The organism is Bacillus sp. mrc49 (assembly GCF_002803435.1).
Map to the genome: position 1 here is coordinate 1 of NZ_PHNG01000708.1, position 11456 is coordinate 11456.

Annotated in this window: 15 protein-coding genes and 1 pseudogene; 5 read left to right on the plus strand and 11 right to left on the minus strand. The window is 44.2% G+C overall.

Annotation, left to right across the window (positions count from 1 at the left end; all coding sequences use genetic code 11):
• Nucleotides 1-558 (plus strand): zinc-binding dehydrogenase (locus CVN76_RS17010; protein WP_157805690.1); only part of this gene is annotated, 558 nt, incomplete at its 5' end.
• 598 nt (nt 559-1156) lie between these two features.
• On the opposite strand, the gene CVN76_RS17015 is transcribed toward CVN76_RS17010, so the two are convergent.
• Nucleotides 1157-1585, minus strand: a complete 429-nt coding sequence (locus CVN76_RS17015) for a cell wall hydrolase (protein WP_100532244.1) — start codon at nt 1583-1585, stop codon at nt 1157-1159.
• A gap of 123 nt (nt 1586-1708) precedes the next feature.
• Here CVN76_RS17015 and CVN76_RS17020 point away from each other — a divergent pair, with 123 nt between their 5' ends.
• Nucleotides 1709-1855 carry a hypothetical protein gene (locus CVN76_RS17020; RefSeq protein ID WP_157805691.1) on the plus strand — a complete coding sequence of 49 codons (147 nt, stop codon included), beginning with the start codon at nt 1709-1711 and terminating at the stop codon, nt 1853-1855.
• A 117-nt stretch (nt 1856-1972) separates the two neighbouring features.
• On the opposite strand, the gene CVN76_RS17025 is transcribed toward CVN76_RS17020, so the two are convergent.
• Nucleotides 1973-2242, minus strand: coding sequence for a DUF1292 domain-containing protein (locus tag CVN76_RS17025; RefSeq protein ID WP_061143927.1), 270 nt, complete (start codon nt 2240-2242; stop codon nt 1973-1975).
• A gap of 231 nt (nt 2243-2473) precedes the next feature.
• Here CVN76_RS17025 and CVN76_RS17030 point away from each other — a divergent pair, with 231 nt between their 5' ends.
• Nucleotides 2474-2860 (plus strand): VOC family protein, encoded by a 387-nt coding sequence (locus CVN76_RS17030; protein WP_100532246.1) that lies wholly within the window; start codon nt 2474-2476, stop codon nt 2858-2860.
• A 249-nt stretch (nt 2861-3109) separates the two neighbouring features.
• Here the strand turns inward: CVN76_RS17030 and rpsN are convergent, their stop codons facing one another.
• From rpsN to purT, 8 genes are all read right to left on the minus strand, one after another.
• Complete coding sequence (gene rpsN / locus CVN76_RS17035; protein WP_100532247.1) at nt 3110-3379, minus strand: 30S ribosomal protein S14; 270 nt, start codon at nt 3377-3379, stop codon at nt 3110-3112.
• Nucleotides 3380-3444: 65 nt separating this feature from the next.
• Entirely contained in the window at nt 3445-3594 is a 150-nt protein-coding gene (gene rpmG / locus CVN76_RS17040) for a 50S ribosomal protein L33 (protein WP_064462478.1), read from the minus strand.
• A 253-nt stretch (nt 3595-3847) separates the two neighbouring features.
• Nucleotides 3848-5539, minus strand: coding sequence for a methyl-accepting chemotaxis protein (locus CVN76_RS17045; RefSeq protein ID WP_100532248.1), 1692 nt, complete (start codon nt 5537-5539; stop codon nt 3848-3850).
• Between the two features lie 148 nt (nt 5540-5687).
• On the minus strand, nt 5688-6062 hold the full coding sequence (locus CVN76_RS17050) for a nucleotide excision repair endonuclease (protein WP_100532249.1): 375 nt from the start codon (nt 6060-6062) through the stop codon (nt 5688-5690).
• A gap of 218 nt (nt 6063-6280) precedes the next feature.
• Nucleotides 6281-6433 carry a YpzG family protein gene (locus CVN76_RS17055; RefSeq protein WP_081092541.1) on the minus strand — a complete coding sequence of 51 codons (153 nt, stop codon included), beginning with the start codon at nt 6431-6433 and terminating at the stop codon, nt 6281-6283.
• A gap of 105 nt (nt 6434-6538) precedes the next feature.
• On the minus strand, nt 6539-7183 hold the full coding sequence (locus CVN76_RS17060) for a DUF4352 domain-containing protein (protein WP_100532250.1): 645 nt from the start codon (nt 7181-7183) through the stop codon (nt 6539-6541).
• A 19-nt stretch (nt 7184-7202) separates the two neighbouring features.
• Complete coding sequence (locus tag CVN76_RS17065) at nt 7203-8576, minus strand: alkaline phosphatase (RefSeq protein WP_100532251.1); 1374 nt, start codon at nt 8574-8576, stop codon at nt 7203-7205.
• Nucleotides 8577-8974: 398 nt separating this feature from the next.
• On the minus strand, nt 8975-10132 hold the full coding sequence (gene purT, locus CVN76_RS17070) for a phosphoribosylglycinamide formyltransferase 2 (RefSeq protein ID WP_100532252.1): 1158 nt from the start codon (nt 10130-10132) through the stop codon (nt 8975-8977).
• Nucleotides 10133-10406: 274 nt separating this feature from the next.
• Here purT and CVN76_RS17075 point away from each other — a divergent pair, with 274 nt between their 5' ends.
• Together CVN76_RS17075 and CVN76_RS31100 are read left to right on the plus strand one after the other, a co-directional pair.
• Entirely contained in the window at nt 10407-10733 is a 327-nt protein-coding gene (locus CVN76_RS17075) for a hypothetical protein (protein WP_232732302.1), read from the plus strand.
• Between the two features lie 113 nt (nt 10734-10846).
• Nucleotides 10847-11023 carry a hypothetical protein gene (locus CVN76_RS31100; RefSeq protein ID WP_157805692.1) on the plus strand — a complete coding sequence of 59 codons (177 nt, stop codon included), beginning with the start codon at nt 10847-10849 and terminating at the stop codon, nt 11021-11023.
• A 119-nt stretch (nt 11024-11142) separates the two neighbouring features.
• Here the strand turns inward: CVN76_RS31100 and CVN76_RS17080 are convergent.
• Nucleotides 11143-11456 (minus strand): annotated as a pseudogene (locus tag CVN76_RS17080) (peptidase M14); the annotation flags it as partial.

Genomic DNA, 11456 nt, shown 5'->3' on the forward strand with positions numbered 1-11456 from the left:
AACCTTGCCCCTGATCAAGGCAGCGTTCTTGTTACCGGTGCCACTGGGGGAGTCGGCAGCTTTGCCGTCTCGATCCTTTCCAAGCTTGGTTACTCGGTGGAAGCGAGTACAGGAAAAGAATCGGAGCATGGATATTTAAAGGAAATCGGGGCGACGTCTATTGTAACTCGTAAAGAGGTCTACGACGGCAACCTGCGCTCGCTTGGCAAACAAAAGTGGAGCGGTGCGGTAGATCCCGTCGGCGGTGAACCTCTAGCATCTGTCCTTAGCCAAATCAAGTATGGCGGATCTGTAGCGGTCAGCGGATTGACGGCTGGCACCAACCTCCCGGCCACTGTCTTTCCTTTCATCCTAAGAGGTGTTAATTTACTAGGAATCGACTCGGTCAATTGCCCGATGGAAACAAGATTGAAAGTCTGGCATCGACTTGCGACCGACTTTAAATTCGATCACCTGGAACGCCTCATTCAGCAAGAAATAACCCTTAAAGAATTGCCTGGCGTTCTCCCGACCCTCTTAAAAGGCGAAGCAAGAGGCAGAACGATCGTAAAACTATAATCCAAAAAGTGACGCGGGCCAAGCCCCCGTCACTTTTCATTGTTCAAACAGCTAGGATCCCGTGATGGGACGGATTAACGCGTTTTTGGACGAATTATCGCGCGTTCGGACGAATTATACTCTCGTTCGGACGAATTATACTCATGTTCGGTCGGATTATACGCATGTTCGGACGAATTACCGCGTGTTCGGACGAATTATACTCGCGTTCGGACGAATTACCGCGTGTTCGGACGAATTACCACGTGTTCGGACGAATTACCGCATGTTCGGTCGGATTATACCCGCGTTCGGACGGATTACCACGCGTTCGGACGGATTACCGCATGTTCGGACGAATTATCGCGTGTTCGGACGAATTACCACGTGTTGGGACGGATTCTACCCGTGTTCGGACGGATTATCGCGTGTTCGGACGGATTATCGCGTGTTTGGACGAATTATACCCGCGTTCGGACGGATTTTTTGCAAACTCCCTTGCAGCGTTCTCCTTTTTAGGAAGATTGCTGTCTATTGATGACATTAAACGGCTTAGTTGCGTTATGCTTATCCAGAAAATACACAAAAAGGCCAAACCTCCATAGGTTCAGCCACTTCTCTAATAGGTATTATAAATATTTTCACATTCCGTAGCTGTTGGTTCATAAAAGCAATGAAGCTTAAAGCGGCCGACTAGAGGCTGATTATACCAGGTAGGCGGGCAATCCCCCTCTGGTCTGAAATACCACAGGCTAAATTTTGAGGGCCATAATCTTTCCCCACTTACACTTCGACGTGCAAGTCTTTTTTCCCTATCCCTTGCCCGTTGGTAAAAATACCCCTTCTGCACAGCCTCAAAGGCATGCTCCTGATAAACCATATCCGGAATCGTCCTCAGTCCTTTGAAGTCGGAGCAATTCGATCTAATCCGGTTGACTCCAACGTTACCGATCATCAACATCCCTTGATCGCCTTCACCTTCACCTTCCGCTCTGAGCAATCTCGCCAACAGAGCAATGTCGGAATCAGTGTGCTTAACGACGGTCATCCAATCACCTCCACTTTTTTTATCCTATGCCCAGGAGATGGAAAGATGCTCCGATTTTAATAAAACCTTCATATGCCGTACACGTCCCATCAACAATACAACCTTATACTTAAGGAAGGTTGGATGGCACGCGTGGCTATCATGGTATTTGGCGTAGGCGGGGCCAATACTTTTTGTACAAAGACAACGGCGCGGATCGTGCCGTACCAAACTGTAGACAAACTCAAGATTCATCGAGGCCGTTTATGGTTTTTGTGTTTGGAGCTTTGATTTTCAGTGCAGGTATAGATTTCATCCCAATTGCTTCAATTCCAATAAGTAATTAAAAAGGTTTCGGAATGAGGCCATTCCGAAACCTTTTTGTGTGTTGCGTCCTTGACTTGTCCATTAAGCCTTCGCTTCAAAAGCAGCTTCAAACGCCAAAGATACCTTTTCGAATTCTTCGTCCGATTCGATATCGAACAGTTCGCCTTCGCCCTCGACCCTGAAGAAGAAAATATCGATGTCTTCCTCTGTATCTTGTTCAATATCTTCAAGCAAACCGACTGCCACATATTCCGTTCCTTCTACATCCAATGAGCCTAAAACCTCAACTTCATGAGCCTCATCACTGTCATCTGTAAGTGTGAAAACCTCACCTTCACGAATGTTACCCATCCTATCTCTCCTCTCTTATCCATTCATAATGGAGTTGTTTCCATAGTATATCGGCTATTTCCTTCAGAAACAAACTTTTGCCCTGAAAAATAGGGAAATTCTTTTTCTCTACTGACCCCTATCGTTCCAAACATTATGATCAATAGAAAAAATATTGAAAAACAGTTAAAAAAGGGAATCCAATTCCGAATAATGTTATATATTTAACTATTAATAAAGGAGGCTGTTTAATTGCCCGCAAAAAGAATCGATCATATTGGAGTTGTCGTAAGAGATCTTGAAAAGTCCATCACTTTTTATCAGGACGTGCTGGATTTAAAATTAAAAGCGCGTACTCCTCATACCAATGGTGTCATCCAACTGGCATTCCTGGGTTACGAGGAGTCGGAAGAAACGGAAATCGAATTGATTCAGGGGTATAGCGATACACTGCCATCTGAAGCCACGATCCATCATTTTGCCATTACCGTTGATGATATCGAAAAAGAATATGCACGAATCAAAAAACGGAATGACATCGAGCTGATCGACGAGGAAATCGTCACCCTTCCAAATGGCTACCGCTACTTCTACATATATGGGCCGGAAAAAGAATGGATTGAATTTTTCCAAAGATAAATCGAATGCTAAAAAAGCAGAGTCCAGTAGACTTCTGCTTTTTTGCCGTTCACCCACGCCGAATCCTGGTACGCTGTAGGTTCATCCGGACGATATACTCCACTTTGGGTCGATTTCTCTCCAATTCGGACGGATTTCTCTCGCATCCGGAAGATTTATCTGACGGATTGGATGGATTTTCGCGCAGTTTCGGACATTGAATGATGGGTTATTCTCATTTCATCACCACAATTAAGTAATTGCTGGCTGTTACCAGCTTGACTTTTTGACACCCGGTACATGCCCCTTATGGGCAAGCTCGCGAAAAGCGATTCGTGACATGTTGAATTTGCGCATATATCCACGGGGCCTTCCCGTTACTCCGCAGCGATTATGGATCCTTGTCGGGGAGGAATCCCGGGGGAGTTTGGCCAATGCTGCATAGTCCCCTTTTTCTTTCAATTCCAGCCTGCGCTCCGCATACTTTTCAACCAGTGCCAACTGTTTTTGTGCTTTCACTACCTTCGATTTTTTCGCCATTTTTCAATCTCCTTTAGGTTAACTGGTTCACATAAAACAAAATCATTACGATTTAAAAACAATCATTATTTCGTTTCCCGATGGATTGTATGTTTCTTTAAGCGTGGACAATATTTCTTCAATTCGATTCGATCCGGATGATTCCGCTTATTCTTCGTTGTAATATAGTTACGGTCCCCTGTTTCCGTGCATGCTAAAGTAATATTCACTCTCATTTCCTTTTCCTCCTTCTTCCTTCTAATCACAACACCAAACGGAATGATTACGATTTAATTTCCTGATTTCCATCACTCTAAAAAGCTCTTCTTCATAATAAAACGGAATGATTACTATTTGAAAGTTTTTTTATTCTTTTTATCCTTCAAATTTAGAAGAATCCTTCAGGCCTTGCATCTGATTTTTCCCGAACCAATAAAAAACCGAAGACAAACCCATGCATTTCGAGTTAGTCTTCAGTCTAGAATTTTATTATTTGATGTTGAATTTCCCGACCATATCCTCAAGCTCTTCAGCCATGGATGAAAGCGAACGGATGGAGGAATTGACTTCCTCCATGGATGCCAGCTGTTCTTCTGTCGATGCGGCTACTTCTTCTGAGTTGGCGGCATTTTCCTGGGCGTGCGCCGTCATATCATTGGATACTTGTGCCACTTCATCTATGCTTGCAGAAATTTGTTGGACACTTGCCTTGATTTCCTCGATTTTAGGTGTAATGCTTCTCGTACTGTCCAGGATTTGTGAGAATTTATTGGAAGTCTCGACAGATACCTTCACACCCTCCTCGGCATTTTCCATCACTTTTTTCATTATGTTCACTGAATCTCTCGTGTCGTTTTGCATGCCGTTAATCAAATCGGCAATCAGCTTAGTTGAGGTTTGGGATTGCTCAGCCAATTTCCTCACTTCCTCTGCCACAACAGCAAAGCCTTTACCATGTTCCCCGGCCCTAGCAGCTTCAATGGCTGCATTGAGTGCCAGCAAATTCGTCTGTCCCGCAATTCCGGTGATGACCTCGATGATTTTTCCGATTTCATGAGATCGATCGGACAAGGAGCCGATCACCTGATTCGATTGATTGACGGATTCATGGATGAATCGCATTTGATTCAAGTTTTCCTCAACAAAATGACTGCCCTCTTCAGCTTGCATAGCAGATTCCCTTGATAATTCAGCTACACTGGAGGTGCTGTCCGATATCCGAACGATTCCCTGGACAACTTCATTCAACGTTCCGAGACTTCCTTCAAGCTGTTTTGTCGTCTTCTCGGACGCCCCCGAAATTTCCTGAATCGAGGTGGCCACCGTTTCAGCTGCAATGCTCGATTGATTAACACTTGAACTTAATTGATCGGCAGAAGCGGCCACCATTCCGGCATTGGCTGAAATTGCCGTAAGTGTATCGCGAAGATGCTTGGTCATTTTTTCAAAGGATTGATTTAACTCAGATAATTCATCCCTGCTCTTCAACTCTATTCTCTCGACCATCAAATTGCCCTCCGCTACCTGGTTGGCAGCAGCCCCCAGCTTTTTAAGCGGCTTGGAAATCAGATTGGCTGTCAGCCATCCAGCTGCAATCGCAAAGATAAAAGCAAATATGCTGATGATCAAGATTTTGTCCGTCGCCTTCTCGGATTGCTCTTTCGCCTCTTTCACCTTCGCCTTGATGACGCCTTCGGTTGATTCATTTAATGCATAGGTTTGTTCTCCCAATTTCGTACTGATCGGCACCACTTTTTCCTGGGCCAGCTTTTTTGCTTCATTTACGTCTTTAGCGGCAACCTCGATGAGCTTTGTATTCTCCGCTATCCAGGCTGCATTCGATTCCTGAATGTCCTCAAGCTGTCGATCCGTTTCTGCCATTGACGATATATCCTTTGCCTGCGCTATTAACTGATTGATTTTTTCATTGGAAGTGTACACATTCTCTTTCATCTCGGAGGTGCCATATAAGAGGTATCCCCTTATGTAAGAAACCTGGCGAGTGGCCTCGTTCTGGATACTTTGTGCGTTGGTGTTCACCTCCGTTATATTATCGATGATGTAATCATAATCCTTATTCATTTCTTTCATGCTGGTGTAAGAAATGAATGCAGAAACCCCAAATATGATAGAGATCAACATAGAGCTCATGATCAATTTTTTCTTGATGGAAAATTTCATTCCAGCCTTCCCCCTTTTCTATATAAACCACATCTTGCTTTTGGTTCCTTTCTGTTATTATCGGTTCATATGAAAGAAATTCTATCAGGGAGAAGAGAATTTGCGCACAAAAAAAGCTGATTGCACATGCAGCCAGCTTTTTTTTTCCTCATTTATAAAACACTTTATCGACGTTGTATTTAGCTTGAAGTGTATTGATCATGTAGGTTTCGTAAATTTCGCGTTCCATGGGATCCTCGACGATAAGGATGTCGATTTTCTTCACTTCATTACGGTGGTCTTTAATCGGAGACACATTATCCTCAAAATGCTTTTTGACCCTTGGTCTCAGCTTACGAGCTTTACCGACGAAAATCAGTTCCTCGCGTTCATTGTAAAACAAGATGATGCCGCCTTTATCACGGGGAATCAAATGGAAATCGATAAATCCGTATATTTCGGGAATGACTGCTTCGTCTCCCTCTATCACTTGCTTTCTTTGTTTAATGCTAATATCTGCTGCAGGGATTTCAATATTTATCATTACAATTCACGTCCTCTATTTGTATAAGCTGAGCACATTCAAATTCCTGTGATACAGCCCAATCGCTTTTTTCTTAAAGGTAAATGGTATCATAATTACGAATGAAAAGCCATGCATGCCGTAATGGGTTCGGGGTTGTTTGCCATTTTTTTAACACACCGCCATGAAATATAAAGAAGAAGACTCAATAAGAGTCTCCTTCTTAGTCGAAATATCCGTTACCACCTGTGAGCCTTTGCATTGCTTCTTAGGATAATGTTTGTTTGCGATACTTCCGTATGGCCATTAACTTGAGACTTCGAACGCTTAGGTCTTGTCCAATTATGGTGAAACTTTTGAGAATGTGGATCTAAATGATCTTTATAACTCATTCTGTGTCACCCCATCATTAGGATTTGGATATTTCAGCAGTGATAAGAATCCCTATCACTTGCTCTAGTATTTGATTTTTGCATCTCTTTCATACACCATTTCCTTCAAAATTCCAACTCAACCGACTTCCCCTTTGCCAGGACCTTCCCTTCACCATTGACCGCATCACTTGTCATGAAGGTAATTCCCGTCACATCTCCTTTTTTTACAATGAAGCCTACATTGCCGCTTTTCGTACCGTTCCCAGCCATTTCGCCGTTCAGTTCTTCCAAGTAGATATCATCCTCCCATGGAAGGTGTTCCCCGTTATTGGTTTCAAGAAAAGCGACCGGTGAGAACTTGATCTTTTTATCGCTATTGTTTTTGATATCAACCTTCACTTTTACGATGTCGAAATCCTCAGCATGTGTATAGCCATGAAAGAAATCAATCATGCTGTAATCAGGGGTAACGTGCATTACCTTCATTTCTTTGACCGTTACCTCGATTGGTCCAACATTGATTGCTTCGTTCACTTTTTTTAAGGCCTTCAATGTCAGTTCGCCCTTTGCATCCGAGACATCCTGGCCGATTTGGGTTAGCTTCCTATCATCAGGCAGCTGTGGATTCGGAACATAGACATCCTTCTTCACCAGTGGAGCGCCCATCTCCTCCGTTTTTTCTTTAGCCGCCTTTTCTTCAAATGCAGGTTGGGTATTAAGAGCCCCGAATGTGGTCAATATAAAGGCACCTATTATTAGTCTGTTCATGGAATCCCTCCCCGAAATGTTATTTCTGTTTCTTTAATAGCTCAAAGATGATCTTGGCATGATCCGTGTTATCGACCTGCCCGGCAAAACGATCTTTATAAGGTCCATAAGCATAGACCGGTACATCTTCACCCGTATGTCCTCCGGTGGTCCATGCTGTATTCGTCCGGTTATCGAAAATTGCTTCTATGGCGTTATCGATGTTCGTGACATTTTTTGTTTCGGCCGCATCTGTTACCGACTTTATTTCCTCGCTCGTTAGCTTCAATTTCTTTTGATTGATGAATTGCTTTAAAGTCTTTTCAGCATCGGCCCCTTTTACGATTGCATCCGCCATGAAGTCCGGGGTGCGTTTGGCCGCCTTGATCGGTTCACCGTACCAGTTATATATACCTTTGGCACCAATCGAGAATCCTCCTGTTGAATGGTCTGCTGTTGCCACCACCAAGGTATGTTTGTCTTTCTTCGCAAATTCTATCGCCGCTTTATATGCCTTTTCAAAGTCCTCCATTTCACTCATGGCGCCAACGATGTCATTATCATGTCCAGCCCAATCGACTTGGCTGCCCTCGACCATCAGGAAGAACCCCTTTTTATTTTTATCCAGACGCTTAATCGCCGAATTGGTCATGTCTTTCAAGGAAGGCGTTTCACTTGGGCGATCGATCATTTTCGGGAGTCCTTCGGAAGCGAACAAACCTAGCACCTGCTCATTTTTATCCTTGAGCATTTGTTTCTTATCCGTCACATAACTATATCCGTCTTTTTTGAAGGCCTTCGCCAAATTGATGTCCGGGCGGACAAAATTGGATTTTCCGCCGCCTAAGAGGACGTCGATTTTATGCTTGCCCTTGATCAGCTCTTTATAATAATCGTCGGCAATCGAATTCATGTTTTTCCGGTTTTCATCATGAGCGCCAAATGATGCCGGTGTCGCATGAGTGATTTCGGAGGTGGCGACCAATCCAGTCGCTTTTCCTTTTTGCTTCGCTGCTTCGAGGACGGTTTTGACTTCGGATTTATCATTATCCACCGCAATCGCGGCATTATAAGTCTTCACGCCGGAAGACATTGCCGTTGCGGCCGAAGCAGAATCCGTAATATTTTGGGCAGCATCTTCCGGATATGTCATCTGCTGACCAACCAGGTATTTATCAAACTCTGTCCGTTCCGCCACCATGGTATTGGGGTTATTTTTTAAATACCGGTAAGCGGACGTATAGGAAACGCCCATCCCGTCACCTATCATGAAGATGACATTCCTGATTTCCGGATCTTCATTCGACTTGCCCCTTGCCGATGCAGATTCTGATGCAGACCATGTTAAACTTCCAACTGTCAGTGCCGATGCCAGCGTAAGCGGCAAAACCTTTTTACTCCATGTACGATTCAAATGAATGACCTCCCTTTAATGTTTGAATATTTAATTAAACTATAAAGGTCAAAAATGAACACAGTGTCAAGGGGATGTAAAAATACGGTAGGATTAATGTGAAGACAAGGTAAATCCAGCGCTTAATGGCGATGCTAATTGCATCTGTCATGAATGGCAGCATTAGCTTATGAGGTAAAATGGAGGCAGCAAAAAAGGTAAAGTGCCAAATTCATGTCATAAGAAAAGGCACTCCATTACAGGAGCGCCCACGATGTAAACAAAAGGTTTCTATCAAAAAGGTAAAACAAAGTGGAAAGGAACGCTCAACGGATACACCATTAAACTGCGGGGCACTCAAGATTTCCTCTTCTTTTTCTGCAAACTGAAGCGCTCCATTACAGGAGCGCCTTTCCCACTTACTTCTTCACCGTTAAGCATTCCAAAGCCCGGGCCGCATTCTCCCTCGCTGCTTCGATTGAAGCAGCGGATGAAAGGGCAACGGCCACCCTTCTCCCAATCTTGGTGACTGGTTTTCCGAAGAGGCGCACCTCCGTATTCGGTAAAGCCAAAGCTTTATCAACACCGACGATCGAATACTCCGCCAACTCCTCGGACGCTTTTAATGGGCGGCTAGCGCCTGGGGTGATCAAATGGATTTCCGGGATGGGAAATCCTAGAATCGCTCGAACATGCAGGGCAAACTCGGATAAATTCTGTGTCACTAATGTAACTAGTCCCGTATCATGCGGACGGGGGGATACTTCGCTGAAATAGACTTTATCCCCTGAAAGGAAAAGCTCGACTCCGAATAATCCGTATCCTCCAAGTTCATCCGTAATGGCAAGGGCAATCCGCTTCGCTTCGTTTATCTGGGCTTCCGTCATATCATGCGGCTGCCACGATTCTATATAATCCCCGCCCTGTTGAATATGGCCGATGGGCGCACAATACAGGGTCCCGTTTACGGCTCGGACTGTCAGCAATGTGATTTCCGAATCAAAACGGATGAATTCTTCAATGATCACACGCGCATTTTGAACCCGGCCGCCCTCCATGGCGATTTTCCAGCACTCTTTTAGGTCAGCTTCCGCGCGGCACACACTTTGCCCTTTCCCAGAGGAGCTCATCAGCGGTTTTATGACATTCGGAAAGCCGATTTCTTTGGCAGCTTGGACAAATTCTTCATATGTATCAGCGAATTTGTAGGCGGCAGTCGGAATGTTCAAGGATTCGGAAGCCAGTCTCCTGATTCCTTCACGGTCCATCGTTAATTTTGCTGCCCTCGCGGACGGAATGACGGGAAAGCCCTCTTCTTCCAATTCCACTAATGCTGCAGTAGCGATGGCTTCGATTTCCGGGACGATCAAATCAGGCTGTTCTTTTTCCACGACTCCCCGAAGCTGTGCTGCATCCAGCATATCGATGACATGGCTGCGGTGGGCGACCTGCATGGCAGGGGCATGTTCATAACGGTCGACTGCCACTGTTTCCACCCCAAGACGCTGTGCCTCAAGCAGAATTTCTTTCCCCAATTCACCTGAGCCCAATAATAAAATCTTTTTTGATTTATACATTCAGCCTCTCCCCCTTCATACGTTTAAACTCATTATATACGAACTATAACATAAAAAATATAATTTTCATTCGTATTTATAATAATTCCACTCCAGAAATATGACTCAAATAATTAAAAATGACGGATTTAAAATACCAACTTGACAACTAAGATTAATCGGTTTATTCTTTTCCATATAAGAAAAATAAATACGCTGACCAGTTAACTGGAGGCTCTCTATTCACCTGAATAGGGGGCTTTTCGATTTCAAAAAAAGAAGGGGGCCATACACTATGCAAAAGGAAAGGCTGAGCTACATATTACCTGGAAAAGAACGGAAGAACCATGGGCGACTGGAAGAGATGGAGTACCTTAATCTTCCAGACAGAATGTTCTTCCACTGGTGCCAGCAGCAATATGCCCTGAATAGAGGGGTTTACAATACGATTGATAATTGGTTCCATGCCTATGGCATCATCGATATTTTATACCGGCGGATCAATCTTTTAGCCTTTCTCGAATACGCATCTGATTCGGAACAAACGATCGGGCGGGCAAAGCCGATTAAATTCGGCAAGGGAGGGCTAACGAAAAAGCTTCAGGATTTCATGGAAATGTAAACTGACTTCAAGCTTTCCATCAATGAAAGCTTGGAATGTCGAAATTTGCACTACGAATATTTTTGTAAATGTAAGCGCTTTCTATTATAATGAATATAGGTTGGATGGCATGCGTGGCCGTCAAAGTATCTGGCGTAGGCGGGGCCGATACAGGCGCTAAAGAGGGTAAACTTCTTTACCGCAAAACGATTAGAGTACCTATCAATCAGGGGCTGCAATATCCTGGACCAATAATGGCGGATGACCGTTATTTTTTAGGCTTAATAGCGACTTATTTTTGCAATCGATAAGTAAAGCTTACCTTTACTTATTTTTTGCAGCAGCCCTCATCGTTTTATATCAATAATCGATAAGATAAAAAGCTCTCCCCCCATCGACTGGGAGCAGAGCGTTTTTGCATGTCCGGCGTTTACATGTACAAGCCTGCCAAGAAGATCCCAAGTGACTTTTGATAAATTTCATCGAACTGTGATATAGGAAGCGGGTTGGTTCCTTTACCAAGCTCAACGGTAAATCCCGGCCTCCGCCAGTCCTGAATGTACCAATCCTTATACCCTGCGTAACTATTGGCCGACTTGACGGGCTCATAGCCACTTACCCTCGCAAACTCATTGACTATCGTTTCAGACTCTGGCGGCTCCATATTTTCAAACCCCCAAAAAATGACCTCACCTTGAGTATGGAATGCGAGGACTCTCGCAAAGTCACGCTTTCTCGTTAGAT

Coding starts and splice junctions, on each gene's coding strand:
- CVN76_RS17015 (WP_100532244.1), bottom strand. CDS start 1,585: ATGACCGTCGTTAAGCACACTGATTCCGACATTGCTCTGTTGGCGAGA.
- CVN76_RS17020 (WP_157805691.1), top strand. CDS start 1,709: ATGGCACGCGTGGCTATCATGGTATTTGGCGTAGGCGGGGCCAATACT.
- CVN76_RS17025 (WP_061143927.1), bottom strand. CDS start 2,242: ATGGGTAACATTCGTGAAGGTGAGGTTTTCACACTTACAGATGACAGT.
- rpsN (WP_100532247.1), bottom strand. CDS start 3,379: ATGGCGAAAAAATCGAAGGTAGTGAAAGCACAAAAACAGTTGGCACTG.
- rpmG (WP_064462478.1), bottom strand. CDS start 3,594: ATGAGAGTGAATATTACTTTAGCATGCACGGAAACAGGGGACCGTAAC.
- CVN76_RS17045 (WP_100532248.1), bottom strand. CDS start 5,539: ATGAAATTTTCCATCAAGAAAAAATTGATCATGAGCTCTATGTTGATC.
- CVN76_RS17050 (WP_100532249.1), bottom strand. CDS start 6,062: ATGATAAATATTGAAATCCCTGCAGCAGATATTAGCATTAAACAAAGA.
- CVN76_RS17055 (WP_081092541.1), bottom strand. CDS start 6,433: ATGAGTTATAAAGATCATTTAGATCCACATTCTCAAAAGTTTCACCAT.
- CVN76_RS17060 (WP_100532250.1), bottom strand. CDS start 7,183: ATGAACAGACTAATAATAGGTGCCTTTATATTGACCACATTCGGGGCT.
- purT (WP_100532252.1), bottom strand. CDS start 10,132: ATGTATAAATCAAAAAAGATTTTATTATTGGGCTCAGGTGAATTGGGG.
- CVN76_RS17075 (WP_232732302.1), top strand. CDS start 10,407: ATGCAAAAGGAAAGGCTGAGCTACATATTACCTGGAAAAGAACGGAAG.